Source organism: Hydrogenimonas urashimensis (assembly GCF_016593255.1).
Lineage (GTDB): Bacteria > Campylobacterota > Campylobacteria > Campylobacterales > Hydrogenimonadaceae > Hydrogenimonas > Hydrogenimonas urashimensis.
In genome coordinates, this window is the sequence record NZ_AP023212.1 from 1268889 (window position 1) to 1295274 (window position 26386).

The following is a 26386-nucleotide window of genomic DNA, read 5'->3' on the forward strand; positions in this document are numbered from 1 at the left end:
TCCTTATACTGCCGTCATCGCGATGTAGTAGCATCGCATGCAGCGTTCCGCTTCGGCGATCGCCTCTTCCTGCGTAAAGCCGAGATTGACTTCGCGATTGTTGTATTTGCGCTCGTCAACACCCAGTTTTTCACTGACCTGCCGGGGAAGACCGGGAAGCCATCCGGTCACCTTCTCTTTCTTGTCGTAGACGCGCAGTCTGCGGAGGTGATCTTCCATGATCTCTTCGTCGGTCAGCGTGATCTCACCGGTATGGACATATCGCGATATCACCGAAGCGGCGCGGCGCGCTTGTCCCACCGCGTTGACGATCGTCATGGGACCGTATTCGCAGTCGCCGGCGGCGAACAGCCCTTTGCGGCTTGTCATATAGTCGCGGCCGTTGGTCTTGAGCGTTCCCCAGCTTGTCAGTTCCAGCTCCCACTCTTCGGGCAAAAGCCCCAGATCGGCGGCCTGACTGACGGCGGGAATCAGATAATCGCACTCGATTTCGAAGTCGGCCCCTTCGATCTTGACGAGCTGCGGACGTCCGCCGTCGGGATTGGGAACCAGCTCGAACCGATTGACCTTCAGCTTTTTCAGGCATCCGTTCTCATCCTCGATGATCTCTTCGACCGCCGAATGGAAAATGAACTCGACACCCTCTTCCACCGCTTCGTGATACTCTTCGTAAGTCGTATTGCGGATAATCGTCTTCTCGTCCCGGCGATAGAGCATGATCACCTTCTCGGCGTTGCATCGGATCGAGCAGCGGACGACGTCCATCGACGTGAACCCCCCGCCGACACAGACGACCGTCTTTCCTGTCAGGTCGACCGGCTCGCCGATGCGGTACTTCTCCCAAAGGTTGACCTGGTCGAGGAAGCTGATGGCTCCCCAGTAGCCAGGCATATCTTCCCGCTCGTTTTTGGCACGCACCTTCTTGGAAAGGCGCGTCCCGAACGCCAGCAGCGTCGCGTCGTACTCTTTGTCGAACTTTCGAAGCATGTCGGCATCGACTTTCGTATTCATGATGAAGTTCGTTCCGACGCTTTTTGCCAGTTCGATATCTTTGTTGTATTTTTCTATCGGCATGCGATACTGCGGTACGCCCACGGCGACTTCTCCTCCCAGGACGGGAAGTTCTTCGTAGACATCGCACTGGATCCCCTTCACTCCCAGGTAATAGGCTGCGGTCAGCCCCGCGGGGCCCGCTCCGACGATGGCGACTCGCTTGCCTGTTTTCTCCTTCACCGGATCTTGCGGATGGAGCCATTCGAATCCATGGTCCGTTTCGTAGTCGGCGCCGATGCGTTTGAGCTCCATGATCGAAATCGGTTCGTCCAGATTGGCCCGGCGGCACTCGTCTTCGCACGGATGGGGACAGACACGGCCGCAGGTGTGTGCCAGCGGCATCGTTTTGCGCGTCGCCTTCAAGGAGTCGTCGTAACGCAGATCACGCACCCCTTCGATATAGGCGGGAATGTCGACATGGGTCGGGCACGCATCCATGCAGGGAGCCGTCACCTTGGCGATGTAGTTTATCTCCTCGTCGTCATACTGCGGTGACTTCTTCTTGTTTTCGATCAGATCCATGAACGTGTCGTGATAGTGCTCCATCATGTCCAGCAGCGGTTTGGGCACGGTCCGGCCGATTTCGCACTTGCTCGTCTCCATCATCGTGCGTGACACTTCTTTCAGGTGCGCAAGATCGTTCACTTCCCCTTCGCCACGGGCGATTTTGTCCATCAGGTCATAGAGGATGCGACCGCCCCATCGACCCGGCGCGCAACGTCCGCACGCCTCCGAATATTTCTGGTAGGTCTGCGCATACTCCGTCCCGAGACGAACGACATCGACGCTTTCGTCGAAAATCGCGAAGCCGTCCCATCCGATGAAGGCTTTGGCATTGCGGTCCGCTTCGTACTGTTCGGGCAGTTTGTACTCGGACTCGACCCACTCCTCTTCGGGCTTGCCGCGGTTGTCGATGAACTCGCCGCGCCAGGTCGAAAAAACCACTCGAGCCACTATTTTTTCCTTCTCACCATGATGGTCCAGTCGACTTCGTTGAACTTGAGCGAGTTCAGCAACTCATGTCCAGCCTCCTTGACCAGATCGGCGCTTTTTTGAATCGGCGAAAAATCGCCTATTTCGAAGAGGAAGATCGCCACTTCACCCGGTTTCGTACCGGTCTCGAGCAGCTCCATCATTCTGTCGTAAAACCCATCTTTCAGATGGCGCAAATCGTAACGTACCATACTCCCTCCCTTATCTGTCGATTTCGCCGAAGACGATATTGGTGTTACCGATGATCGTGACGACATCGGGGATATAGGTTCCCGGCAGAATATCCTGCAGAATGCCGCAGTGCCAGAAACTCGGTGCACGCACTTTGAGACGGTAGGGATAGGGCTCGCCCTGTGAGTTGATATAGAAGCCGAGCTCCCCTTTCGGGCTCTCCGTCGGAACGTAGACTTCACCCACCGGCGGACGCATTCCCTGTGTCACCAGCACGAAGTGCTGCATCAGCGAGTAGTTCTGCGTCATGATATCCTCTTTCGGTGCCGAAATGTACTGGGGCACGTGGGCCATCAGTTCCGGCTCCGTCTCGTCGTACATCGCGATGAGTTGCTGAAGGATACGTGCCGACTGGCGCATCTCTTCCATATAGAGTTTGTAGCGTCCGTAGCTGTCACCCGTATCGGTAACGGGAATATCGAACTCCAGTTCGTCGTAGAGTTCGTAGGGCTCCTCTTTGCGAATATCGTACTCGATGCCCGTGGCGCGGAGGATCGGTCCGGTACAACCCCAGCTCTTCGCCAGCTCCGCGTCGATGATGCCGACACCCTCCAGACGCATTCGCCAGATACGGTTCTCCGTCAGAAGATCCTCATAATCCTTGATGTTGGAAGGAAGCTCGTTGACGAATTTCGCCAGAGCCCCCAGCCAACCTTCCGGCAGATCGAGCGGCACACCGCCGATGCGTACCGCCGAGTGGGTCAGGCGGGCGCCGCAGTAATCCTCCATCAGGTCCATCGCGTATTCCCGTTCGCGGAAGCAGTAGAGGAAAACACTCATGGCCCCGACATCCAGAGCATGCGTCGCCAGCCAGAAGAGGTGGGAAATGATACGGTTGAGTTCCAGCAGCATCGTTCGGATCACTTTGGCGCGTCTGGGTACCTTCTCTTCGATGCCGAGCAGACGCTCCACCGCCAGAGCGAAGCCGTAGTTGTTCGCTGTGGCGGCGATATAGTCCATCCTATCGGTCGTCGGGAGAAATTCGTTGTAGATCATATTCTCCGCCATCTTCTCCATGCCTCGATGAAGATACCCGATATCAGGCACCGCCCGGACGATCTGTTCGCCGTCGAGCTCCAGAATCAGTCGAAGCTGCCCGTGCGCGGACGGGTGCTGCGGTCCGAAGTTGATCACCATATGGTTGTCTTCGCGTTCGAACTCCAGGTTTTCGAAAAATGGCCGTAGTTTGTTGGTCTGTTGCATCCGCGTCCCCTTATTTTCTCTTATCCAAAACTTTTGAATTCTCTTCCGACATCTTCTGAATCAGGAAAACGCCCTCCTCTTCCTGATAGCTGAGCGGAGTCTCTTCCTCTTTGTCGACCATTTCGGCCGGTGCGCCGCGTGGCACTTCGTGTCCAAGACGCGCAAAACGCTCCGTATCGTAGCGGTCAATGCGTGCAGGATCGCGGTTTTCGGGTCCGATGATATCGCGGGCCTCTTTGCCGAAGATTTTGTCGACTTCATACCATTGCGCGAATTCGTCCCCTTCCAGCGGATAGGTTTTTCTGAGAGGATGCCCTTCCCAATCGTCGGGCATGATAAGACGCTTGAGGTAGGGGTGGTTGTTCACTTTCACACCCATCAGGTCCCACATCTCCCGCTCCGCCCAGTCGGCGCTGCGGTAGAGGGGATTGACGCTTTCGACCGCCTGGTTCTCCTCGACGAAACATTTGACGCGCAGACGGCGCGCTTCATCCAGATTCAGAAGTTGATAGAAAACCTCGAACCCTCCGCGCTCCGCCAGAAAATCGACAGCACTCAGTTCCGAGAGCATGCTGTAACCCCGCTCCTTCTTAAGGGCGCTCAGTGCGGCAATGTTGTCTTCGGGATTGATGAAGATGACAAGCTGTCCGCGCTGAAGATAGGCTTTGAGCACTTTGCACGCCTTTTTGACCGCGGCCAGGTCGTCCGCATAAGGGCTGCTTTCGGGCACGGGCTCTTCGGGAATACGGGGAGCCACCCAGAAACGGTCGGTGTAATAGGCTTTTTTCTGGACATTGTCTTTTGGAGTATAGGGTCTCATCATACCAGCCTTTTCGGTTTTTGGGATTTGTTGGCAGACTCTTTGCGTATCTTCTGCTGCAGCAGCATGACCGCATACTGGAGCGTCTCGGGACGCGGCGCACAACCCGGCAGATAGAGATCGACGGGAATGACACGATCGACACCCTGAACGGTCGCGTACGTATTGAACATTCCCCCCGTGTTGGCGCAGCTTCCCATCGAGATGACCCACTTGGGTTCGGTCATCTGATCGTAGAGCCGGCGAATGAATTCGGCGTGCTTTTTCGTCAGCGTGCCCGCCACAATCATCAGGTCGGCCTGGCGCGGGGAGGCCCTAAAAATCGTACCGAATCGGTCAAAGTCGTAGCGGCTCGCACCCGATGCCATCATCTCGATCGCACAGCAGGCAAGTCCGTAGGTCAATGCCCACAATGAGTTGCTTCGCCCCCAGTTGAGTATTTTGTCAACCGTCGTCAAGGCGACCGGCAAGCCGCCGCTTTGCGTATAATTTACTTGATGCTGTGCCATTCAAGCGCTCCTTTCTTCCATGCGTAGATAAATCCGATTGCCAGCAATACAATAAAGAGAATCATTTCGACGAACCCAAACCATCCGAGCACTTTGAAATCGATCGCCCATGGGAACATGAAGATGATTTCGACATCGAAAAGAATGAAAAGAAGTGCGAAAAGATAGAACTGTGCCGAAATGGTATTGGGCTGCTTCGTAACCTCCGGCCCGCACTCGTAAATGGTGAGTTTGAGCTTTTCGGTATCAAGCCGAGCCAGCTTGCGGCTTACAAACCGCGCCGCGAATATCGTGAAGCTGAAGGCACCGAAGGTGATCAGCAGCAGCAGAAAGGCACCGAAATATGGATGATCTACAGCCATATGTGTCATCTAAACCCCTTTGTTCAAAGCCGTTTATGCTTTGTTTTGTGTCTATAAACCAATGTTAGGGTAGTTTAACAAATAAACTTTAAATCAAGATTGTACCACCAGAGAGGCTCCATTAAAAAAAAATGATGTTTCGCATGGAAACAGAGAGCATGGAATCTTCCGTGAAAAAGCTGCATTTCCAAACTCTGTTTCGCAAAGGACGGTTGAATTTTTTGCCGATTTCCGATGATGAACGCATTCCTAATCATATCAGGAGGAACCGTTTCTTCGAAAACAACCGGCCGGCCAACGTCTTCATCCGACCGGCACGACGATTCACTGCCATCACCAATGGGGAGCCTATCGGCATCGATAACACTATCCGGCTCAAACCGGCCCGGCAAAAGCGGTTTCATCGGCACACGAGGCCAGCAAGCACCGATGGGTGAAATGTGGCCGCCCCATTCTCACGAGCCTCCCGGGCTGTTGCATCGATATGATATTTTGGTTAAAATCGTAACATTTCAGACTCTTTTGGATAACGCATGGATTACAGAAAAATACTCGGTTTCGTTTTTCTCGCCTATGGACTCGCCTGGACGACGCTGGGGACACTCTTTTGAAAAAGGCCTCCACCATGGCGTCGGGACGAGATGCCGCTTCCGGAGCAACTAGGCCCTGGATGCTGTACTTTTTCGCCCCCTTCCTGCTTATGGGTGTCGCGTCATCGCTGGTCGCCGGGCATTACCGATTTTTTCTTTTCAAACTGGCCGGTTTCGGACTCTACTATGTCGCAATCCGATGTATCGAGCGGGGCAACCGGATGGCGTTTGTGTACGAAAAAGCCGCGATCGCCCCAGCACCCCGCCCTCCCTGCCGTACGATCGGCAGCGGTGCCCTCTTCTCGGCGGTCACCTTCTTGGGAACCACGGTCACCGACGCTTCGTGGCTGCAGAGCCTCGTCGTAGGCACCGTGACGGCAGCCGGCGCTCTGCTCTACTACGGAACCGACCCCGTAAGGGACAAACTGCCCGACAGCGACGCCGATATCGACACTTCCCACCTTCTTGCAAGCCTAAAGGAGGCCAGGGAGCGTCTCAAAGCGATCGATGCGGCAAAAAGATCCATGGACGATCCCCGACTCGCCGCGCTGCTGGGGGAGACTCTCCGCCATGCCGAGAGAATTTTGCATGCCATAGAACAAGATCCCGCCCTTCTGCGCCTGGCCAGGAAATTTCTTGTGGTCTACATAGACGGCATCGCCCGCGTGATGGAGCGTTACGCGCAGCTGAAAACGAAAGGTATCGACGAAAAAACCAGGGAAAATCTCGCAGCGTTGCTGGAAGAGGCCAACCGCCGCTTCGAAGCGGAACGGCAGCGACTCGACCAGGGCGATCGGTTCGACCTGGAGGTCCAGATCGACGCAATGCGGGAATTACTCAAACAGTGAAGGAGGCATCGTGGAACGAAAGGAACAAAGCAAAGATGTGACAAACGGAAACGAACCGTTGAGACAGAAGGAGAATTTCACGCCGCCCCTGCCCCACGAGGAAGAGAAGATCGAAGAGGCGATGGCCTCCCTGACACCCGGCGACCGAAGCTCCGTCATCCGTTTCGCAACAAAAGCGCAGGCAAAGCTGGACGAAATTTCGAACCGAATGATCGAAAGCGTCCGAAACAAGGATCTGGGCGCCGCAGGAGAAGATCTCAACCGGATGGTCGCCGCCATCCGCGGCTTTGATATCGACTCGCTCGACCCCGGCAAAAAGCTGGGATGGTGGCAGAAGCTTCTGGGCAAAACGGAGCCACTCGCCCTCTTCATCCAGCGCTATGAAGAGGTACGCAACCAGATCGACGCCATCTCCGCAGATCTGGAACGCCACAAGGCCACGCTCACCCGCGATGTGGTGGCGCTGGACAAACTTTACGAGGCCAATCTCGAATATTTCCGGAATCTGGAACTCTATATCGAAGCGGGAGAACGCAAACTCAGGGAACTGGAGGAGACGATCATCCCCGGGTATGAGAAAAAAGCGGAAAAGGGAAAGATGCTCGATCTTCAGGAACTGCAGGAGATACGCGGTTTCCGTGACGATCTGGAAAGACGTGTGCACGACCTGCGTCTTTCGCGCCAAGTGGCGATGCAGGCACTTCCGTCCATCCGACTCATTCAGGAAAACGACAAAGCCCTCATCGACAAAATCAATTCCACTTTGCTCAACACGGTCCCGCTGTGGCGCAACCAGCTGGCCCAGACCGTCACGATCTTCCGCAGCCACGACGCCGCCAAAGCGATCCGGCGGGCCGGGGACCTGACCAACGAACTGCTGGAAAAAAACGCCGAAGGGCTGCGCGAAGCGAACAGAGAGGTACGCATCCAGATGGAACGGGGAGTTTTCGACATCGAAAGTGTCAAAAAAGCCAACGCCACTCTCATCGAAACCCTCAACGACTCCCTCCAAATCGCCGAAAAGGGCAAAAAAGCGAGAGAAACGGCCCTGGAAGAGCTCCAAAAGAGCGAAGCGGCCCTCAGGGATGCCCTGCTTCGCATCGAGGCAACAAGAGAGTAGCGGCAAGACTCCCACGAAAGGAAGCGGCGCCTAACGCTCTTTGCAGCAGCGCTCCACCAGGCGGCGCAGCCGCGCCACTTCCTCACGCAACAGGGCGATCTCCCCCGCCGGCGAATCCGGTCGCTCCGACCCGGACGGTTCCAGGGGACGCTTCTGCTCCGACACGGGCAATGGATCGTCCCCGGTTTTCGCATCATCCAGCACCACATAGTTGACTCTCTGCCCGTTCTCTTCGAGCGTCACCCCTTCAAGTTCTCCCCGCTGGATCTTTTTGATGACGCTGTAGATGCTCACGCGGTTGAGTTTCGCATACTCTTTGACGGTGATTTTTTTCATGACCGAATCTCCGTTTTTGATTGTAATTTTACACCATTGTGTTTCGAGCCGCATCGTATCTTCTTGACTTCACCGACTATACGCTCTATCATTGAAGGATGAGATTACGCCAAAAGGACCTTTGATGCAGACTGTCGACATCCACATGCACCTGCTTCACTCCGAAGCGACGTTCGAGCGCCTTTACGACAAGCTTGCCATCCGCTTCTTCGCCAAAAAACTGGGAGCCGATCCGGCCGCGCTTGTCGCCGAACCCCACCGCGCCTACTGCGACACGGTGATACGGCGTGTCGGCGAATCGAAATATCTGAAAAAAACGGTCATTTTCGGCGTCGACGCCCGGGTCGATGAAAAGGGACGGCAGATCCACCGGGACCTGACGGTCTGCGCCACCAACGAAGATGTCTACGCCCTCTACCGCCGGGCACCCGAGCTTGTCATTCCCTTCATGTCGGTCAATCCTCTGCGTCCGGATGCGCTCGAGCGGGTGGAGATGTACGTCGACATGGGTTTTAAGGGAGTGAAATTCCTGCAAAACTACTGGAATGTCGACACGACAGAGGCGCGTTTCGTCCCTTTTTTCGAAAAGTTGCGGCAGAAGGGGCTGCCGCTTATCGTCCATATCGGCAGCGAAAGCAGTGTCCACTCCTACCCGGCATGCGAAACTCTGCGGATGCTCGAAGGGCCGCTGCGCGCCGGGGTCACCACCATCGCCGCCCACATGGGGCTGGAGTACTCCCTCCGCCATCCTATAAAGGCCTTCTCCAAAAATCCGAAACACTTCGGCGATAACTACCACCGGCTTCTTGAGATGCTGGAAGCGCACAAAAACCTCTACGCAGACATCTCCGCCATTCTCACTCCGGTGCGGGCCAAGGTCCTCCCCCACCTGGCGCGACAGACCCAGGTGCATGACAAACTGCTCTTCGGCACCGATTTCCCGGTCCCGTTCACGACCCTCTTCAACACCCACGACCTCTCTTTGCGCAGGCGCAAGGAGCTGAGCCGAATCGACAACCCCTTCGACCGCTGTATCGAAACGCTTCTGGAGTATTTCCCCAAAAAGAACCCGCTCTGGCACAATCACAAGAAAGTGCTGCGGGACTCTTGAAAGGCGAGGGCGTTTCTACGTAACGTTCCGCCCGGCCATCGCAGCGGGATATCCCCGCGCCGTCGCGATGCGCACAGCCTCCCCGGCGATGGCCTCCTCATCGAGCGCCGAGAGAATTTCCAGCGTGGAAGGCAGAGGCCTCTGCCCATCACAAAGCCCCTCCGCAGCAAGATCGTTCACGATCGCTTCGGCCATGTCGGTGACGGAGGAGACCTTCACGATTTCACAGCAGGCATACCGTGGCCGCGGAAAGATGACTTCGGCGACCCGCAGCGTCGGATCTTCGCCGGGAATCTGCTGGGCGCCGAAAAGCGGCGGCCCGCCCACTTCGGCCGTGGCGAAAGAGGGAAGATAGCGGGCCAGAAACGCCACGGCCCGGCGGGTGCGGCTCTGCACAAGTGTATCGGGCCACCCTTTTTCGATCATTTGGACGAACTTTTCACCCAGTTTCGGCTGGCTGCTCCCTTCGGCATTGGCGACGAGCCCGTGTTCGAAGAGCGTGATATCCTTCGTCATGCCGTGCAACTGCACATACCCTTTGGGGTAGGGGGTGAACTGCCCCATCCCCCGGGGAGTTCCGCGGCGGCCGTGGAATACCATTTCGGGCCACACTCCTTTCCTTTCCGGCCAGTGGGCGGTATAGGCGGCCTTGAACTCCACCATGCGGCGTCTGCGGATACCCAGCATGTCGTCGATCTCGCCGGTACGAAAGCCTGCCGCGTTGATCAGGTAATCGACATCATGAAACCCCTTTTGCCCCTCGCACCTCAGACGGTACCCCTGTGCCGTCTCAACGACTTCCGCCACACGGCTTTTTAGCCTCAGATCGACATTTTCCATCGTTTCCAGCGCCAGGGTCGCCGCACCGGCCATGCGAAAGAGGTTGAGCCCGTACTCCTGCACCAGCACCAGCGGAAATTTCAGCTTTTTAAAGTCCAAAGATCGGGCGACAGGAACCATCCAGTCGGCGGGCGACGCCGGTTGGCCAGGAAGCCCCTTTTGGGCCAGCTTTTCGAGTTCAAAACGCCCAAAAAGCGTAAAATAGTCCGCCGGGTCGCCCAAGACCTCGTTGGCCGGGTCGGCCGCTACAAGTTTTTCGTATTCGTTGCGCAGCAGACGAAGGCGGGGAAGCAGCGCTTCGGGATCGCCCTCGTCGCTTGTCGGCACAGCGATGACGGTCGGACGCCGATCGACGACGAAAGGGTAGAGCCGAGCGAACTCGATCGACTGCCGCATCAGCGTGACGCACTGCTCGTCGGAGATCTCCCGATAGAGGTTGCCGCCGGCATGCAGATGGCAAAAAGGCGGACCGTCCACCAGCGTGCCGTTTCGCTCAAACAGCGTGACGCGGCAGCCCAAACTCCCCAGTATCAGAGCCGCCGTCACCCCGGCGACGCCGCCGCCTACGATGCCGACATGGGTATTGCGCCGCATCTTCTCTCACCCGTGAAAAAGTTCGGCGATCTCACCGAAACGCTCCACCACCGCGTCGGGATGCTGCTTGGCGATCTCTTCGCCGTAGTTGTAGCCGTAGGTGACGCCGACGCTCTGCATGCCGGCACGTTTTGCAGCCACGATGTCGTTGCTCGAGTCCCCCACCATGACCGTCTCTTCCACCCTCGTTTCCAGCCTCTCGCACGCGCTCAGCAGCGGCATGGGATCGGGTTTTTTCCGCGGCAGGTCGTCACCCCCCAACGTCAGCGCGAAAAACTCCGCGATGGCCAGCTTTTCGAGAATCGGTTTCACAAAGAGGGAAGGTTTGTTGGTTACCACGGCCATCGTGAAACCCCTTTTTTTCAGGCTTTTCAGCGTTTCTCGGACATCGGGATAGAGGAGCGTCCTCTCGCAGATACGCTCCCGGTAGGCCTCCATGAAGATCGCCAGCGCCTCCTTCAGCGCCTTTTCATCGGGACCCTCGGTGATCTCGCGGCTTCCGGAAAGAGCACGGGTCACCAGCACTCTCGCCCCGTTGCCGACCCAGCCGCGGACCGTCTCCTCGCTGTAGGGCATGCGTCCCAGCGCCTTCATCGTTGCATTGAGCGCGGAGGCCAGATCCGGCGCGCTGTCGATCAGCGTTCCGTCCAGGTCGAAAAGAATCGCCTTCTTCGTTTCGAACATCACAGCGTTCCCTTTTGGATCAAACCGTTCCATTCGCTTCCCATGCCGATGAGAGGGGCGATCCGTTTCAGGCCAAAAACCCCATCGATTTGCCCTCGTCTTCGAAACTTCCGCCCTGCTCTTTCTTGATCTCGGCGATGAAATCTTCCGTGGTGAAGAGTGGTTCTTCTTTCACGGCGACCCTGTAGGCGGTGTTTTTCACCACCAAATCGATCTGTCCGCCGGTGAGGTCGTACTCTGCCAACCGCTTTATGTCGAAATCTCCGGCGTAGGGGGCGTCGGCAGGGAGCATTTTTTTCCAGAGCGCCATGCGCTGGCTCTGATTCGGTTTTTTGAAGGCGATCTTGTAGTTGAAACGGCGGGAGAAGGCGGTGTCGAGATTCTCCAGCAGGTTGGTGGTGGCGATGAGCACCCCTTCGAAGTGTTCGATCTGCTCCAGGAAAATGTTCTGCATCTGGTTGTGCATCTTGTCGGCACTGCTGCCGGGTCCCGTGCTGCGGCTGCCGAGAAACTGGTCGGCTTCGTTGAGCAGCAGGACCGGCTCGCTTTTGCTCTTGGCGGCGAGTTCTTTGAAAGTGTCGAAGATCTTTCGGACATTCTTCTCGCTTTCGCCCACATACATCGAGAGAATCTTGGAGCAGTCGAAGCTGAGCACCTGCCGTTTGAGGGATTTGGCCAAAGAGAGGGCCGTCATCGTCTTACCCGTGCCCGGCGGTCCGTAGAAGATGATGCGGGCGTCGATGCTCCGCGCTTTCGTTTTGATCCCCCATGCCTTGAGACGCTGGGCCACCTTTTTATCCATCTGCTTCAGAAGGCTCTCGAGAATTTCCCGGGTCTGCGGATTGAGCACCACATCTTCCAAGGTCGTTTTGGGATCGATCAGTTCGAAAATATCCTGTTCCTTGACCAGCTGCCCCAGCTTGAGTCTGGTGGTCTTTTTCTTCTTCTGGGGGTGGATGATATCGTGCAGAATCTCTTCGTTGATGAAAAAGGAGCGGGTGATGCCGCCGAAGGGATTGAGCATCTCGTCGTAGTCGATGATATCCTCGCTTACGAGCCTGGCCCCCTCTTCCAGCAGTGCGCGGTTTTTGAAACGGTCATACTCGTCGAAGCTGACCAGGTCGATGAGGGTGTTCATATCGCGCAGATTCCCTTCGCCTCCGGCATACTCCTCCTTCAAAAGGGCCAGAAAGATGATCTGCTCCTTTGGATCGAGATCCTTCTCTTTGAAAAACTCCTCCACGACGATGGGCTCATGTGTCACTGCGACACGCTCCTGGATCCGTTTTTCCAACAATGAGAGTTTGGTCTGCAGACGGCTGATGCCGGGGCTTGCTGCATTGAAGCTGTGGCGGGCCGATCCCATTTTGGTATAAAGATCGATGCGCAGAAACTGGTCTTGCAGGTATTCCAGATGGTCGGTGTAGGGGGTCACTTCGGGAAGCACGAGGTCAAGGTTGCCGTTTTCCAGAAGTTTCAGAAACGAGACGCTCAGACTCACGTTGGCATGAAGAAGCTCCAGCAGGGAGAGTTCTCCCGGCTTGATGGCATGGAAGCTGTTTTGCATCAGCCAGCCGAGTTCGAAAAGGTTCCTGATTTTTTCAAGGTGCAGGACGTAGCCATAGGGTTCGTTCCCATACATTTCGCTCAAAAGCTCGACCACGCCGACCTCTTCGCTCCCCTCCACGTAGCGCCGCGCCATCGCACGGAGGATCTCCGCCTCCTCCTCGCTGCATTTGAGGGCATCGAAAATCTCCGTTTCGGCCACCCTGTCCTTTTGCAAAAACTCTAAAAGGTATCGCATTTTTTCCTTTGTGAACGGTTGTTTTGTTTGTAGAAGGGATTATAGCGAAATATGCCGAGGGCCTCCGAAAAACCGCGAAAGCGGCGCTTTCATCCCCCTGCCGCTTCGGCCTCTTTTTTCAATGTCTCTTTCAAGAGGCGTTTGAGCACTTTCCCCGTGGCGTTTTTCGGAAGCTCTTCAATGATGCGGATATCTCTGGGAAGCTTGAAGTTGGCCAGCCTCTCCTTAAGATACTTTCTGAGGGCTTTGAGATCGACCGTTTCATTCTCGGCGGGCTCGATGAACGCGACCGGCACCTCCCCCGATTTTTCATCCGGCATGCCTACGACCGCCGTCGCTCCGACCCCCTCGAAAGCGTTGATCACCTCTTCGATTTCGCGGGGATAGATATTGATGCCTCGGGAGATGATCAGATCCTTCTTGCGGTCGACGATGAACAAAAAGCCCTCTTTATCCAGATAGCCCAAGTCACCGGTAAGAAGCCAGCCGTTGACGATGGTTTCATCGGTTGCCGTGGGCCGGTTGAGATACCCCTGCATCACATTGTCGCCCCGAACGATGATCTCCCCGATCTCGCCGACAGGAAGCTCCAGCATATTCTCGTCGACGATCTTGATCTCCACGCCGGGAATGGCGGGACCCACCGAAAGGGGCTTTTGTTTCCAGGGCGGGTTGACCGACACGACAGGGGAGCATTCGCTCAGGCCGTACCCCTCCAGCAGTTTCGCCCGCTTAAATTTGGACGTGAATCGTTCGATCGTCGCCTCGCTCAGCGGCGCGGCCCCGCTGACAAAATAGCGGATTTTCTGGAACCACATGAAGTACCATGGCAGTTTGGCCCGGCTCAGGGCGTTGTAGACGTCGGGAACGCCTACGAACATTGTCACCCGTTTGAAGAGAATCTGCTTGATAATGTTGGAAAAGGGCATGATTTTGCGGACGATGACGTAGCTGGCGCCATAGTAGAGCGGCATGATGACTGTCACGGTCAATGTAAAAGCGTGGAACATCGGCAGATAGACGATGAAACGGTCTTTGCGGGTGAAGTTGGTCAACTGGCCGATCGCCTCGCAGTTGTGCATGATGTTGCGGTAGCTGAGCATCGCCCCTTTTGGGTTTCCGGTGGTTCCGGAGGTGTAGATGATGACCGCCAGGTCGTCGAGGTTGGGAAGCTCCACCGTCTCGTGGCTCTTTAAAATTTCGAAAATTTCGTCAAAGCCGATATTTTTGTTGTCGAGGGCTTCGTATTCTCCTTCCCAGACCACCTTTTCGATTTTCGTCGACCCCCACAGCGGTTCGACCACCTTTTTCTGCTCCGCGGAGGCCATCAGCATCCGGGCGCCGCAGTCATTGAGAATGTATGCGATCTCCTCGCTTTTGAGGAAAGTATTGACCGGTACCGCCACGGCACCCAGCTTCGTGATGGCGAAAAGGCTGATGACAAACTCCTTGGAGTTTTGCATGAAAATCGCCACCCTGTCGCCTTTTTTAATGTCGGAAAGCTCCAGGAACCTGGCCAGAGTATCGACCTTTTTCAAAAGCCTCTCGTAGGTTATCTTTTCATTTCCGACAAAAAGCGCCGGCCGTCCCGGCCTGCGCGTCGCATGGTGCGAAAGCATCTCGTAAAAGTTCTGAAACGGGTAGTTCATCAGAAGCGATATCCTACGGAAACGGTTGCCAGATAGGCGCCGCCTTTGTCGAAGGTTCCCGCAATGCCGTTTTCATTGGGCGGCGTCGAGACGCGGCGCTTGTCTTTTTTATCGTACAGCAGCGCAAAACCGGCTTCCCACCGTTCATCGATACGGATCACCGACCCGACGGAAAAGATCTGCGCATCCGAATCGGGAAGCTCGAAGCCGACGGTTTTTTCCGGTATCGGCGTTTCATCCCACGCGTATCCAAAAAGCATATCCCATCTCTCATCCACATGCCATGTCAAACCGATGCGGAAAGTATTGGTATCGTCCCAGTCCTTATCTTTCGGCTCTCCCAGAATCGATTGCTCGACGACAGGATCGTCGAAATTGAAATCGAGTTTTTCGTACTTGCTCCAGAACGTACGCTCATAGACCGCCTCCACTTTCACCCGGCCGAAATCGTGGGATACCGCCAATGCCAAAGTCGCCGGAAGCGGAACCTCCACGTCGGCGCCGGTATCGAACCAGCTCTTTCCGATCGCGACTCCGCCGCCTTTTGCATCCCCTTCGACCGTCAGATCGACGTTGGAGCGATAGGTGACACTCAGGGTCGTCTCCTTTTGAGGCCGGAAGGAGAGCGCCAGATTGTAACCGAAATCGAACGAATCCCCCTCCATGTTCTGGGCATAGAGAACTTGACCGATGAGAGGATCTTCACTGTAGGCGCGGACCGTTCCGTCGGTATAGATCACCCGTACGCCGCCCCCGATACTCCACTGTTCGTTGAACGTGTAGGAAAATGCAGGATTGAATTCGACGATCGCGAGGGTAAATTCCTCGGCATAGGAGCGCTGCGGCTGATCGTTCCACCGCTTGGTGAGCCCCCCGGGTGCCACGACGGAAAAACCGAAACGCCAGTTTCCGAACTTGGGACCGACGTAATGAAGCGTCGGAACCAGAAAATCCTCGCTTTTTGATTCGGAATCGGCCGCTACCAAACCGGCCAGCGGTGCCACGGCCATTCCGCTGAACGCGATTTCCGGAAGATGGATCAGCGTCAACGCCCCCTCGATCTGCTGCCTTTCATCCAACCATCCCATATTGGCCGGGTTGTAGTAGTTGGCATCCGCCGACTCCGCACCCGCCACATAGGCCGCACTCAGCCCCAGCGACCGGACCGATTGTTCCGGCAGTTTGTACGCGCTTGCATGAAGCGAGAATGCCGCCGTACAAAGAAGCGCTGTTGCCGTGAGCCATTTCGCAATTTTCCGCTGCTGCATGGTTTTTCCTTGTTTGGGTCGATTTGTAGCAATCATATCCAATCGCGGATAAAGAAAAAAATAAATTAACCTGAAACTTAAAGTTTCCATACTAAAATGTTTCAAATCCATTCACATAAGGAATGAAAAATGAATCGGCGTCACTTCGTCTCCATCGCATTGACGGCTCTCCTTCTGACAGGATGCGGCCCCAGCACCTCCGACAATTACAAAGAGTCCCAGGCACCGGGCGGCTATATCCTTTTCGACAGCGACTCAGGCAACATTCCTTATCCCAACGACATCCTGATGGACCCGCAGAGCGGAAAAATCCATTTCGACACGAGGCCCGAGGATGACGATTACGTTGTCAAGTCCGCGCTCAACACCCTCGACGGATTCTCCACCACATCCCCTCTCTCCGTCGGTGTCAGCAATCCCGTGGATCCCGCATCGCTGCAGGGGCGTGTCCAATTTCTCGACATTGATCCCAATCACGGTATCCTGCAGCCCGATTTCGTCGCGACAGCCTCCGAAAAGAAGATCGCGATCGTTCCCACCCATCCTCTTCAGGAGAACAACCGTTATCTCGTCATCCTTCTCAAAGGGATCACGAACGAAGCGGGCAGAGCGATCGAACCCGACTACGTCACGTCGCTGATTCTTGGCAGCGATTCCCTTCTCGATGCGTCTGGAAATCCGAAGATCGTTCTCGATGACGACCCGGCCGTCAATCTCGAGAAAGTGGGCAAAATCGAAGCGATCCGTCAGCACACCCAGCAACTCATCGCCGCATCCGGCGTTCCCGTTGATCAGATTCTCGATATCTGGAGCTTCAAAACCCAGTCCATCGGCAAAGTGGCGCAATCCCTCGTACAAAACGGTGCCAACGATGCGTTTCTCGGCCTGCAGAGCACCAAGCTGACATCCAAAGAGATCCTGCTGTCTGCCGGTTACGATGTCAACGACACGATGTACGGAATCGCGGAAGTCTACGCGGGACGTCTGGCGAATATTCCCTATTATCTCGGCATTCCCACGGCAGACGACCCCACCGCCCCGCTGACGAAATCGTTTTCTTTCCCATCCGACAGCGATATGCCCGAGGAAACGGGACGGGTCACGATCCCCGTGCTCGCCGCCGTTCCCAATGCCGCATCGGGATGCGAGGAGCCGGATGGGGGATGGCCCGTCGCCATTTTCCAGCATGGTATCACCCGCAACCGTCTCGATGTCCTGGCCATTTCCGAAGCTTTCGCGAAAATCTGTTACGCCGTCGTGGGCATCGATCTTCCTCTCCACGGCATTTTTGATCCGTCCAATCCGCTCTATGATGAATACAACGCGACGACGCACACGGGGGAACGTACCTTCGATCTCGACTTCCTGACGCAGGATGCCAATGAGACGATCCTGGCCAAAGTACCCGACGGAAAACCGGACACCTCCGGCGTTCACTACATGAATTTCACAAGTCTCCTGACAACCAGGGACAATGTCCGCCAGAGCACTTCCGATTATGTCGCTCTCTACAACGCCATCCTCACGGCACAGAAAGATATCAACGGCCTAGAATTCGACGAAAACAGAATCGTCTATGTCGGCCACTCCCTGGGAACCATCGCAGCGTTCGGCTACTTCTCCTACCAGGAGAGTGCGGGACAATCTTTCAATGAAGTGCTTCTCTCCATGCCGGGCGGTGGCGTTACGGACATCATGCTTCATTCGCAGACATTCGGAGAGACCGTCATCAACGGGCTCAAAGAGGCGGGGCTCGAACCCGGCACCTCCGCCTTCAATGCCTACATCAACGCCATGCAAACGATCCTTGACGATGCCGACCCGCTCAATTTCGCCGCTTTGGCGGCAACAAAACAGAAGTTTCTGATTCATGCCGTCAAAAACGACGATGTCATTCCCAACACCATTCCGACATCACCGATGGCGGGGGGCCTCTACATTCTCAAACTGATGGGTGCCGTCGATATCACATCGCTTTTCGAGCCGGGCGAAACCGTCAAACGCGTCTATACTGACGACAAAGATATCTTCACACTTTTTGCCAAAGGCGACCATCGCTCCCTTTTCATCCCCGACTACAATCTGGACACCACGATAGAGATGCAGACTCAGATGGACTCTTTCATCCTTTCGCAGGGGGCTCTCATCGATGCCAATCTCTCCCGAATCGTCGATTGACGGTTCAGGAGACCATCAGATCATAAAGGGCGCGAATCTCCTGCGCCCAGATACTCTCGTCGATCGTTTCCAGAACCAATGGAATGTCGTCCATCCGCGGATCGTTCATGATGAATCCGAAAGGGTCCCATCCAAGCTCACCGCATCCGAGCGAGTGGTGTCTGTCCACGCGGCTTCCAAGCGGCGGTTTTGAGTCATTGATATGCATCCCCCGAAGATATTCGAAACCCACGATCTCGTCGAAGCGCTTCATCGTCTCTTCATAGGCCTCTTTCGTACGCAGGTCGTATCCGGCCGTGAACGTGTGGCAGGTATCCAGGCAGACCCCGACACGGCTTTTGTCCCTGACTTTGTCGATGAGATAGGCCAGATGTTCGAACCGATACCCCAGATTGCTCCCCTGGCCCGCCGTGTTTTCGATGACCAGTGTCACCCCTTCGGTCTCTTCGAGGGTGATGTTCATCGCTTCGGCGATTCTGTCGAGGCACGCCTCTTCGGAGATCTTTTTGAGATGGCTGCCCGGATGGAAATTGAGTTTGTCGAGCCCCAGCTGTTCGCATCTTTTGACCTCGTCGATGAAGGCATCCAGGCTCTTTTGGCGTTTCTGCTCTTCGGGATGCCCCAGATTGATCAGGTAGCTGTCGTGGGGCAGTACATGTTTTGCGTCGATACCGCTCTCGGCCAGGTTGGTTTTGAACTTTTCGATCGTCTCCTCATCCAAAGGTTTCGCTTTCCATTGACGCTGGTTTTTCGTAAAGAGAGCGAAGGCTTTGGCACCGATCGCCCTGGCGTTGAGCGGGGCGTTGAAAACGCCGCCGGAGGCGGAAACATGGGCCCCAACATATTTCATATCTCATCTCCCTTACTTTTCATTTCATCGACTCCACGTAAAGCCGGCATGCGTTCGGCACCCCGTTTGGGGATATCATGGGTGCCGACACACCTATCACACTGTTTGGACATCTTTATGGTATCTCCGTCATTTTGATTATGATATGGTTTATCCTGTCTTTGAATCGGGTATATCCCGAACCAAAGGCGTAGATTATATCGAATTTGTCCGGTTCGTAAATGCGCTGGACACTCCGTCCGTTTTCCTCGCTCAGCCCTTCGCCGTCAAAAATCGGCCGTTTTGAAAAGATGGCGGCCAGTGTCCCTTTGGGATAGGAGACATGAAGATATTTTCTGTAAAACTCCTCTTCGCTCATGCAGCCGCGATTGACGCACACCCGCCTGCCAATCGTCAATTCGAAGACCGCCCTGCCCGACGCGTACACCTGGACTTTGATCCTCTTCTTTCCCCGATAGACGAAGCCCTGATCGGCATACTTCAGTGTCGGGGATTTGATGACGATCAATGCCGATCGGGGCGATTCGAATGTTTTAAAAACGCACCCTCCAAACGACAGAAGCAAAATTGCCAAAAAAAACTCCGTAAACTTTTTCAATCTCTCGCCTTTTGATTTATATAAAATTAAGCTAAATTCACTATAATTTCATCCACAAACCGTTGATGGCCCCTTCATCTAGCGGTCCAGGATGCAAGGTTTTCATCCTTGTCACAGGGGTTCGAGTCCCCTAGGGGTCACCACGTTTTCTCCAAACTCACCTCCCAATATCCAGCACATTTTCTGATACACCAAGCAACTGAACGATTTTTTGACGCATGCGGCCTGCATGCGTTCCCTGCCAGTAGACTTTTTTGCATTTGGGGCACTCCCAGAATCCCTCCAGCCAGCGATAGGTCTCTTTGGGAACGGCGTGCAAACGGCGGCGTTTGTCGCAGGGAACCATTTTACGATTGCAGCAGAGGGAGCGGTGAAACGGGTGGGCGTACCTCGGCAGATCGAGCATCGCGCTCAACCGCTGCACCTGTCTTGTCGCATCGCCACAAAAGAGCAGTACGACCGTATGGGGAGATCGTATCTGCAGCCGACGGTCGCAGGTAAGACCGATGCGGCCAAATCTGCACATTCCCAGCAGCTCATTGTCCGTCATGTCGTTGCGATAAACGGTATCGAAACCAAGAAGACGCAGATATTTCGCCACCTTGGCCAGATGTACGTCACAGACGAAGCGGTACGGCATACGCCAGACCATTCCCGGTTTCACGGCAGACTTCCTTCCTTTTTCACTATCTAATTGTAGTATGTTTTTTGCCTCGGCACATAAAATCATTTCTTAATTACATATTAAGTATTACGGATTTATTATATTATTAAACCACTATACAGGAGGGCATTATGAAACCATGGTATAAGACGGTAATCACAGCAACCGCGACCGCGATGCTCCTTCTGGGATGCGGAGGTGGCGGGGGTGGCGGCCACCACGAAGAAGGAGCAGGAGGCGGGACCGGTGGTGGAGGTACCGGTGGCGGAACAGGCGGTGCGAATGTCAGCGTCTACCTGAAAGGGGCTGACTGGGCGGCCTATGCGGCGAGTGAGTGGAAAGCCATCGACATCGATGCGCTCGGAACCGACAAAATATTCACGTTCGAACCGGGAAGTGACGGCAAATACGGTGTCGCCATCCACTGCAAGGATGACAACGAGATCCTTATCTACCAGGCGACAAGAGGGGAGATGCCGGAAGTCGATGGGGGATGCGAAGATAACGAAGCCACCCGCTACAGTGTATCCGGAACGATCAGCGGCATCGAAGGCAATAATGTAGCGATCTCGATGAAAGGGGCAACCCAGTTCAATCCAAACATTCTGTTGTTAGGAAACACAACGCCATACGAACTCAATGCGACGAAAGGCACATCGGACCTGGTAGTCGCAGATATCACGATAGGAGAGGATGAATTTACATTCAATCAATTCGGGATAAAAAGAGACATTGAAGTCAATCAAGCGCTCACAGGCCTCGATTTGAACCTGACTACAAATTCCATTAAAGCCGTAGAACACAATCTTAGCGTTACCGCTTATGGAATGGGAACCGCCACATTCATGTCGAAAAACGGATCACACATCCTTATCGGTCTATATGAAGGCGGTGATGGTGGCAAATGGTACGCTCTTGCAAGCGGAACGATCAAAGGCGACCTCTACACCTTCACTGCGTTCAGCGAGGACGAAAAACGAAGCATCTTCGAAACGGTGAGCGCCACCGCTGATCCCGGCAACAAGACGTACAATCCCGAGTCCATCGCACCGTTCGAAGCCAACGCGAGCCGTAACGGCGACACCGTCTTCACGAATCTCGGATATACGCCCTCGGCCACATCTCCCGGGCTGAAAGCCTACTATATCAGTCTTTCGCAGGAGTCACCCGATCTGGAATACACCGTTTTCATCACGACCGGATGGCTTGGAAACGAAACGACATACACGCTGCCCGAAAGCGATCTTGCCCAAACGACAGGATGGAACAACGATTGGAGCCTGGGCGGCAATCAAATCGAATGGAGCGCCATGGCTATCATGGCAAACAAAGAGTTCGCCGAGGTGCTTGGCAGTGCAGTGGAGGGAGAAGAGGACAAAACACCGCTCTTCATGACCGAAAATCTACTTATGCACTGGTCTTCAAACGGCGGAGAGCTGTAAATAGAAGAGCCGAATCGGACCGAAGGGGCCTCGGCCCCTTTCGGTTTTTTCATCTCCCCTCAGCCCATCGGATACATAATCGCTTCATGGACGCCGTCACAGGCTCTCATCACTTCCTCATCCAGACGCGTATCAAGAGCCGCCAATGTATCGTCGAGCTGCTTGGCGGAAGTGGCCCCGATGATGGATGATGCGACAAAATCGTGCTGCATGCTCCATGCCGTCGCCAGCGTCGTTACACTCAATCCCGCCATCTCGGCGATTTCCATATAAAGCGCCGTCGCTTCGAGCGTTTTGTCGTTGAGATATTTCGCCGCCTGGGCCCTTACCCGCGGGTTTTTGTCCTTCAGATAGCGGGTGAAACGGGCCTCGGGAGGAAAAAACTCTCCATTGTATTTGCCGCTTAGCACGCCCCCCGCCAGCGGCGCGTAGGGGAGCAGGGAAATCTTCTCTTTTCGGCAGACCGTCGCCAATTCATCCATGAAACGACGGTTGAGCAGGGAGAAATTGTTCTGGATCGACTCGAACCGGGCCAACCCCAGATAGCGGCTCGCCTCGTTGGCTTTGGTCAGACCGTAGGCGGTGTCGTTGGATGTGCCGATATAGCGTACTTTGCCGCTTTGCACCAGCCGGTCGAAAGCTTCGAGGCTCTCCTCGATCGGCACCACCGTGTCGGGCCAATGCATCTGGTAGAGGTCGATGTAGTCGGTTTTCAGACGCCTCAGGCTCCCCTCCACCGCCCGTTCGATATGAAAGCGGTCGATCGCCGTAAGACCGTGCCGTATCGGAGGAACGAACCAGCCGCTCGCCGCGCCTGCGACTTTCGTTGCGAGAACCACCGAATCCCGCGGTTTCGTTGCCAGCCATTCTCCCACAATCTCTTCGGTGACACCCGCCCACGATGCACGCGGAGGAACGGGATAGAGCTCCGCCGTATCGAAGAAATTGATGCCACGTTCGTATGCTTGCTCCATAATCTCGAAAGAGTGCTTTTTGTCACAGAAGGAACCGAACGTCATGGTTCCCATGCCAAGGGGAGAGACCCGCAATCCTGTTCTGCCTATATAACGATATTCCATACACTTCCCCTCCGAACATTTTTATTGGCAACCAACGATGCCGCACACGCTGAAACTCCGGATGACAGGGAATTCTGCGTAACATCGGTTAATAAAACGTTGACAGTCCGTTTACATCAAACGACTACCATTGCGCATTGCAGTTTGAGCGTTGGGGAGATATTGCCATGGAGTGGTTGGAGATGTCGCTTGAAGGAGGCGCCTTGACAATAAGCCTGTATATCCTTCTTTTCGTGCTCTTTCGCTCTTTGATGAAACTTCGCAACCGATAGCTCACGCCTTCTCCCCCAGCCATGCCATGAAGGTTTCAATCGGCATCGGCTTGCTGAAATAGTATCCCTGTGCCAGGTCGCACCCGAATTTTTTGAGAAAGGCGAGTTGCGTCTCGTTCTCCACCCCTTCCGCTACCGTCTTCATCCCGAAATGGGCGGCGATATCGATAATGGTCCGGGAGAGGACCTCGTCGTTGGGATTGATGCCGATATCTTCGACGAATCCCCGGTCGATTTTCAATGTTTTGATCGAAAGGTTCTTCAGGTAAGCAAGAGAGGAGTATCCGGTGCCGAAATCGTCGATACTGAATCTAAAGCCCATTTGGCGGAGTTCCTGGAGTTTCTTGTTGGTCTCTTTGAAGTTTTCGATAAAGACCGATTCGGTCATCTCCAATTCGATGCGGGAGGGGTCGATCTCCCCTTTTTCCGCCATCTCTTTCACCATTTCGATGAAATCGCTCCGTACGAACTCTTTGATACTGACATTGACGGCCACATAGTCAAGAGGAAGCACCATACTCTCCTGGGCGACACGTCTGAGAACCCACTGCCCCAGTTCGTGGATCAGGCCGCTCTCCTCGGCCAGAGGAATGAATATGCCCGGAGAGACCAGCCCGCGTTTGGGATGTTCCCACCGCAGCAGCGCCTCCGCGCCTACACATTTTCCCGTCGAAATCTCGATCTGAGGCTGATAGAGGAGTGTGAGCTGATTCTTTTCGATCGCATTGTGGAGCTCCTGCAGCAGTTCCGTCTTGTTCATCGTGCTCTTCTCCAGCTTGCTGTCGAAGATGCGCACGCCATTCTTGCCCGCCGATTTCGCCTCGTACATCGCCACATCGGCCTCTTTGAGAAGATCGAAGAAATCGCGGTCATGGGTGAATAGCGTGATCCCGATGCTGACACTGAAGTGGAGTTTGCGCCCCTTGATCGCGAAGGGGCGCGCCACCTCTTCGCGTATCTTTCTGGCCACGATTTCGCTCTTCATCGCCGCCTCTTCGGCATCTCCCTCGATATCCGAAAGCAGGATGACAAATTCATCCCCGCCGAGTCGGGTGACGATGTCTCCGGTACGCATCAGATTGGTCAGACGTTTGGCGAGCTGCTGCAACAGGTAGTCTCCCACATCGTGGCCCATCGAATCATTGATCTGCTTGAAGTTGTCCAGATCGAGGAAGAGAAGGGCGTTGGTCGTATGGTTGCGCTCGGCCCGGAGCATCGCGATCTTGACATGCTCGAAGAGAAGTTTCCGCCTCGGAAGCCCCGTCAGCTCGTCGTAATAGGCCAGATAGTCCGCCCGCTCCCTTGCGATGCGCTCTTTGGTCACGTTGCGCCCGTAGAGGTTGACCCGCTCCTTGTCGAGGATGACGATATCGAACTGGTATACCGTCTCCTCATACCGCAGGTCGAGACTTTTATGCTCCCCGCTGCAGACATTCTCCAGAAAACCTTCCCAGCGCTTCGGATCCGTATTCTCCAGCCCCACATGGATCATCCGCGCCGCATCGTTTTCGATCAGAATGGAATGGGAGTGGCAGGAGATCTGCATGACGGGATTGGGGTTTTGGATGTAAAACTGCGCGAACGATTCAATCTGTCGTTTGTGCTCCAATTCCTGGGAGATATCCTCGACGATACCGATCGCTCCCACGAGCCGGTTTTTCGAATCTTTCAGCGCCGTGGTTTTCATACGGATATAGACATCGATGTCGCTGGTCGTCGTATGGTACACTCCCTCGTAATAGCCATCTTCCAGTCCGTTGTAGTCGATCGGCATCCGGATCGCCGGCACGATGCGCCTGTCTTTGAGTTTTTCGAGATTGAAGCCGATCAGTCTCTCCCGGCTCGAACCGAACAGCTGGACGAAGTGCTGATTGACGTTGACGACATTGAACTCCTTGTCGTAGAAGAAGATCCCCACCGGAACATTGTCGAAAATCAGTTCGATCTCCGCCCGGTGAGCCCTGAGCGCACGGATCCAGTGCTCGTTCTCCCGCCGCAGCACCATCGCGTCGACGATCGTTTTGTGTATCCTGCCCGAACTGGAGATCAAAAACGCGAGATAGATGACAACCATCACCCCCATCATCACTTCGATACCATGCGGACTGATCAGAAGCCACAGGGCGGTACCGCCGAGTGTGATCAGCACATAGGTGATCGCGGTGATCCGTTCCGAGGAGAGGGTCGTGATAGCACCCGAAGCCATCCCTCCCATGACAAAGGCCATCAGAAAATCGTAGGCGATCCCCTGTTTGCCAAGAAAATACCACAGTCCGCTCACCCATACGACGGCACTGGCGAACATCCCTATCCACTGCAGCACCTCCGCCCGCACCACGGGAATTTCGTCCTGATGCGCCTTGTAGTAGAGATAGATTCCAAGCCGATAGAGCATGGCGCCGACGACAATTCCGTACCAAATGACGGCATTTTTGCCCGATTTGGGCCAGTAGACGACAAGAACGACGAGTCCCGCCATGATATTGACGATAATGCTGAAGGGAATGGAGTCGTAGACCAGATCGATCAGGTCTTTTCGGATTTGCGGTTCGTACCGTTCCATACTACGACCCCCTCTGCATGATGGCTACCGCCTCGCCGATAATCTGAATCTCCGAGGCTTCGGCATAGATCACGGGATAGGCGGGATTGAGCGAGACACAGGCTAGACCGTCCCTCTCTTTTTGTCGCACCTGCTTGATAAAAAGCTCTTCGCCGATTCTCAGTACGTAGATGCCCCCGTTGCGTACCCGTTGGCGGCTGCGGTCGACGGCGATCAGATCCCCGTCGTGCAGAAGCGGCTCCATCGAATCGCCCCGCACTTCGAGTGCATCGATATTTTTCAGGTATTTGCGGCCGCCGAGCAACCGAACGAGCGCCTCGTCGATAGCGATCGTTTCGTAACTCTCCTCCCAGTTGATCGCGCCGTTGCCCGCCGACGCGTTGATCTGCCTGAAATAGCGGATCGTCGCGACCTTCTCCGTATTCTCCTCCAGCGATCTGGGGGCCTGGTCGTAGAGTAGCCAGTTGATACTGATTTTGCGTTTGGCACAGAAATCGGCGATGGGAGCGAACGGGATGGAACCCCGCTTTTTCAGCACGGCAAAATAGGCAGGGGCGATCCCCAGCGTTTCGGCGACATCCTTGTCCAACACCCGGCGTTCACCCACCTCACTGCTCAAAATATCCTTGAGTCTGCCAACTACTTCATCGAAAGAGAGCATCGTTCTTCTTTAGAAAATGATATTTTTTTGCACCAATCATACCATATCGGCCTACAATAGTTTC

Annotated in this window: 24 protein-coding genes and 1 tRNA gene; 7 read left to right on the top strand and 18 right to left on the bottom strand. The window is 55.0% G+C overall.

The annotated features are described in order from the left end of the window. Positions 1-3: 3 nt before the first annotated feature. Genes JMG82_RS06420 through JMG82_RS06445 form a run of 6 tightly spaced genes read right to left on the bottom strand, consistent with a single transcriptional unit; the run spans position 4 to position 5180 of the window. The gene (locus JMG82_RS06420; RefSeq protein ID WP_201351905.1) at positions 4-2007 is read right to left on the bottom strand and encodes an FAD-dependent oxidoreductase; all 2004 of its coding nucleotides are present in this window, start codon (positions 2005-2007) and stop codon (positions 4-6) included. Then, positions 2007-2237 carry an NADH-ubiquinone oxidoreductase subunit E family protein gene (locus JMG82_RS06425; RefSeq protein ID WP_201351906.1) on the bottom strand — a complete coding sequence of 77 codons (231 nt, stop codon included), beginning with the start codon at positions 2235-2237 and terminating at the stop codon, positions 2007-2009. Before JMG82_RS06425 ends, JMG82_RS06420 begins: the two co-directional genes overlap by 1 nt. A 10-nt stretch (positions 2238-2247) precedes the next feature. Next, positions 2248-3480: an NADH dehydrogenase (quinone) subunit D gene (nuoD, locus tag JMG82_RS06430; protein WP_201351907.1), complete on the bottom strand. Its 1233-nt coding sequence runs from the start codon at positions 3478-3480 to the stop codon at positions 2248-2250. A gap of 10 nt (positions 3481-3490) precedes the next feature. Continuing rightward, entirely contained in the window at positions 3491-4300 is an 810-nt protein-coding gene (locus JMG82_RS06435; RefSeq protein ID WP_201351908.1) for an NADH-quinone oxidoreductase subunit C, read from the bottom strand. Next, on the bottom strand, positions 4300-4809 hold the full coding sequence (locus tag JMG82_RS06440; protein WP_201351909.1) for a NuoB/complex I 20 kDa subunit family protein: 510 nt from the start codon (positions 4807-4809) through the stop codon (positions 4300-4302). Before JMG82_RS06440 ends, JMG82_RS06435 begins: the two co-directional genes overlap by 1 nt. Beyond that, entirely contained in the window at positions 4791-5180 is a 390-nt protein-coding gene (locus tag JMG82_RS06445; RefSeq protein WP_201351910.1) for an NAD(P)H-quinone oxidoreductase subunit 3, read from the bottom strand. Before JMG82_RS06445 ends, JMG82_RS06440 begins: the two co-directional genes overlap by 19 nt. A gap of 134 nt (positions 5181-5314) precedes the next feature. Here JMG82_RS06445 and JMG82_RS06450 point away from each other — a divergent pair, with 134 nt between their 5' ends. The 3 genes from JMG82_RS06450 to JMG82_RS06460 all read left to right on the top strand — a co-directional run bounded on the left by JMG82_RS06450 (position 5315) and on the right by JMG82_RS06460 (position 7729). Further along, positions 5315-5608, top strand: coding sequence for a hypothetical protein (locus JMG82_RS06450; protein WP_201351911.1), 294 nt, complete (start codon positions 5315-5317; stop codon positions 5606-5608). 188 nt (positions 5609-5796) lie between these two features. Continuing rightward, entirely contained in the window at positions 5797-6609 is an 813-nt protein-coding gene (locus JMG82_RS06455; RefSeq protein WP_201351912.1) for a 5-bromo-4-chloroindolyl phosphate hydrolysis family protein, read from the top strand. Between the two features lie 10 nt (positions 6610-6619). Then, positions 6620-7729 (top strand): toxic anion resistance protein, encoded by a 1110-nt coding sequence (locus JMG82_RS06460; protein ID WP_236579109.1) that lies wholly within the window; start codon positions 6620-6622, stop codon positions 7727-7729. Positions 7730-7759: 30 nt separating this feature from the next. On the opposite strand, the gene JMG82_RS06465 is transcribed toward JMG82_RS06460, so the two are convergent. Next, entirely contained in the window at positions 7760-8065 is a 306-nt protein-coding gene (locus tag JMG82_RS06465) for a hypothetical protein (RefSeq protein ID WP_201351913.1), read from the bottom strand. A gap of 124 nt (positions 8066-8189) precedes the next feature. Between JMG82_RS06465 and JMG82_RS06470 the strand changes: the two genes are divergently transcribed. Next, positions 8190-9176: an amidohydrolase family protein gene (locus tag JMG82_RS06470; protein ID WP_201351914.1), complete on the top strand. Its 987-nt coding sequence runs from the start codon at positions 8190-8192 to the stop codon at positions 9174-9176. 15 nt (positions 9177-9191) lie between these two features. On the opposite strand, the gene JMG82_RS06475 is transcribed toward JMG82_RS06470, so the two are convergent. The 5 genes from JMG82_RS06475 to JMG82_RS06495 form a co-directional block, all read right to left on the bottom strand. After that, entirely contained in the window at positions 9192-10610 is a 1419-nt protein-coding gene (locus JMG82_RS06475; RefSeq protein WP_201351915.1) for an NAD-binding protein, read from the bottom strand. A 6-nt stretch (positions 10611-10616) separates the two neighbouring features. Continuing rightward, a complete protein-coding gene (locus JMG82_RS06480; protein ID WP_201351916.1) occupies positions 10617-11327 on the bottom strand; it encodes a phosphoglycolate phosphatase in 711 nt (236 codons plus the stop codon). 34 nt (positions 11328-11361) lie between these two features. Continuing rightward, positions 11362-13098, bottom strand: coding sequence for an ATP-binding protein (locus JMG82_RS06485; protein WP_201351917.1), 1737 nt, complete (start codon positions 13096-13098; stop codon positions 11362-11364). A gap of 89 nt (positions 13099-13187) precedes the next feature. Next, a complete protein-coding gene (locus tag JMG82_RS06490; RefSeq protein ID WP_201351918.1) occupies positions 13188-14747 on the bottom strand; it encodes a fatty acid--CoA ligase in 1560 nt (519 codons plus the stop codon). After that, on the bottom strand, positions 14747-16015 hold the full coding sequence (locus tag JMG82_RS06495) for an OmpP1/FadL family transporter (protein ID WP_201351919.1): 1269 nt from the start codon (positions 16013-16015) through the stop codon (positions 14747-14749). The genes JMG82_RS06490 and JMG82_RS06495 overlap by 1 nt, the downstream gene beginning before the upstream one ends. A gap of 129 nt (positions 16016-16144) precedes the next feature. Here JMG82_RS06495 and JMG82_RS06500 point away from each other — a divergent pair, with 129 nt between their 5' ends. Next, a complete protein-coding gene (locus JMG82_RS06500) occupies positions 16145-18193 on the top strand; it encodes a hypothetical protein (protein WP_201351920.1) in 2049 nt (682 codons plus the stop codon). Positions 18194-18197: 4 nt separating this feature from the next. Here the strand turns inward: JMG82_RS06500 and nfo are convergent, their stop codons facing one another. Together nfo and JMG82_RS06510 are read right to left on the bottom strand one after the other, a co-directional pair. Next, the gene (gene nfo, locus JMG82_RS06505; RefSeq protein WP_201351921.1) at positions 18198-19043 is read right to left on the bottom strand and encodes a deoxyribonuclease IV; all 846 of its coding nucleotides are present in this window, start codon (positions 19041-19043) and stop codon (positions 18198-18200) included. A 115-nt stretch (positions 19044-19158) separates the two neighbouring features. Next, the gene (locus JMG82_RS06510; RefSeq protein WP_201351922.1) at positions 19159-19617 is read right to left on the bottom strand and encodes a hypothetical protein; all 459 of its coding nucleotides are present in this window, start codon (positions 19615-19617) and stop codon (positions 19159-19161) included. 91 nt (positions 19618-19708) lie between these two features. On the opposite strand from JMG82_RS06510, the gene JMG82_RS06515 reads away from it, so the two are divergent. Then, positions 19709-19784: transfer RNA gene (locus tag JMG82_RS06515), tRNA-Glu, on the top strand. A gap of 14 nt (positions 19785-19798) precedes the next feature. On the opposite strand, the gene JMG82_RS06520 is transcribed toward JMG82_RS06515, so the two are convergent. Continuing rightward, positions 19799-20305, bottom strand: a complete 507-nt coding sequence (locus JMG82_RS06520) for a Mut7-C RNAse domain-containing protein (RefSeq protein WP_201351923.1) — start codon at positions 20303-20305, stop codon at positions 19799-19801. Positions 20306-20436: 131 nt separating this feature from the next. Between JMG82_RS06520 and JMG82_RS06525 the strand changes: the two genes are divergently transcribed. After that, positions 20437-21747: a hypothetical protein gene (locus tag JMG82_RS06525; protein WP_201351924.1), complete on the top strand. Its 1311-nt coding sequence runs from the start codon at positions 20437-20439 to the stop codon at positions 21745-21747. 59 nt (positions 21748-21806) lie between these two features. Here the strand turns inward: JMG82_RS06525 and JMG82_RS06530 are convergent, their stop codons facing one another. From JMG82_RS06530 to JMG82_RS06540, 3 genes are all read right to left on the bottom strand, one after another. Beyond that, positions 21807-22826: an aldo/keto reductase gene (locus JMG82_RS06530; protein ID WP_201351925.1), complete on the bottom strand. Its 1020-nt coding sequence runs from the start codon at positions 22824-22826 to the stop codon at positions 21807-21809. Between the two features lie 273 nt (positions 22827-23099). Beyond that, complete coding sequence (locus JMG82_RS06535) at positions 23100-25661, bottom strand: sensor domain-containing protein (RefSeq protein ID WP_201351926.1); 2562 nt, start codon at positions 25659-25661, stop codon at positions 23100-23102. A gap of 1 nt (position 25662) precedes the next feature. Next, positions 25663-26322, bottom strand: a complete 660-nt coding sequence (locus JMG82_RS06540; RefSeq protein WP_201351927.1) for a S24 family peptidase — start codon at positions 26320-26322, stop codon at positions 25663-25665. Between the last annotated feature and the right edge of the window lie 64 nt (positions 26323-26386).

Bases quoted from the DNA above. Each gene is read 5' to 3' on its own strand.
- nuoD (WP_201351907.1), bottom strand. From the start codon at position 3,480: ATGCAACAGACCAACAAACTACGGCCATTTTTCGAAAACCTGGAGTTC.
- JMG82_RS06530 (WP_201351925.1), bottom strand. From the start codon at position 22,826: ATGGAATATCGTTATATAGGCAGAACAGGATTGCGGGTCTCTCCCCTT.
- JMG82_RS06475 (WP_201351915.1), bottom strand. From the start codon at position 10,610: ATGCGGCGCAATACCCATGTCGGCATCGTAGGCGGCGGCGTCGCCGGG.
- JMG82_RS06440 (WP_201351909.1), bottom strand. From the start codon at position 4,809: ATGGCACAGCATCAAGTAAATTATACGCAAAGCGGCGGCTTGCCGGTC.
- JMG82_RS06455 (WP_201351912.1), top strand. From the start codon at position 5,797: ATGGCGTCGGGACGAGATGCCGCTTCCGGAGCAACTAGGCCCTGGATG.
- JMG82_RS06450 (WP_201351911.1), top strand. From the start codon at position 5,315: ATGGAAACAGAGAGCATGGAATCTTCCGTGAAAAAGCTGCATTTCCAA.
- JMG82_RS06465 (WP_201351913.1), bottom strand. From the start codon at position 8,065: ATGAAAAAAATCACCGTCAAAGAGTATGCGAAACTCAACCGCGTGAGC.
- JMG82_RS06525 (WP_201351924.1), top strand. From the start codon at position 20,437: ATGAAACCATGGTATAAGACGGTAATCACAGCAACCGCGACCGCGATG.
- JMG82_RS06445 (WP_201351910.1), bottom strand. From the start codon at position 5,180: ATGACACATATGGCTGTAGATCATCCATATTTCGGTGCCTTTCTGCTG.
- JMG82_RS06425 (WP_201351906.1), bottom strand. From the start codon at position 2,237: ATGGTACGTTACGATTTGCGCCATCTGAAAGATGGGTTTTACGACAGA.
- JMG82_RS06490 (WP_201351918.1), bottom strand. From the start codon at position 14,747: ATGAACTACCCGTTTCAGAACTTTTACGAGATGCTTTCGCACCATGCG.
- JMG82_RS06480 (WP_201351916.1), bottom strand. From the start codon at position 11,327: ATGGAACGGTTTGATCCAAAAGGGAACGCTGTGATGTTCGAAACGAAG.
- JMG82_RS06495 (WP_201351919.1), bottom strand. From the start codon at position 16,015: ATGCAGCAGCGGAAAATTGCGAAATGGCTCACGGCAACAGCGCTTCTT.
- JMG82_RS06500 (WP_201351920.1), top strand. From the start codon at position 16,145: ATGAATCGGCGTCACTTCGTCTCCATCGCATTGACGGCTCTCCTTCTG.
- JMG82_RS06535 (WP_201351926.1), bottom strand. From the start codon at position 25,661: ATGGAACGGTACGAACCGCAAATCCGAAAAGACCTGATCGATCTGGTC.
- JMG82_RS06540 (WP_201351927.1), bottom strand. From the start codon at position 26,322: ATGCTCTCTTTCGATGAAGTAGTTGGCAGACTCAAGGATATTTTGAGC.
- JMG82_RS06435 (WP_201351908.1), bottom strand. From the start codon at position 4,300: ATGAGACCCTATACTCCAAAAGACAATGTCCAGAAAAAAGCCTATTAC.
- nfo (WP_201351921.1), bottom strand. From the start codon at position 19,043: ATGAAATATGTTGGGGCCCATGTTTCCGCCTCCGGCGGCGTTTTCAAC.
- JMG82_RS06470 (WP_201351914.1), top strand. From the start codon at position 8,190: ATGCAGACTGTCGACATCCACATGCACCTGCTTCACTCCGAAGCGACG.
- JMG82_RS06485 (WP_201351917.1), bottom strand. From the start codon at position 13,098: ATGCGATACCTTTTAGAGTTTTTGCAAAAGGACAGGGTGGCCGAAACG.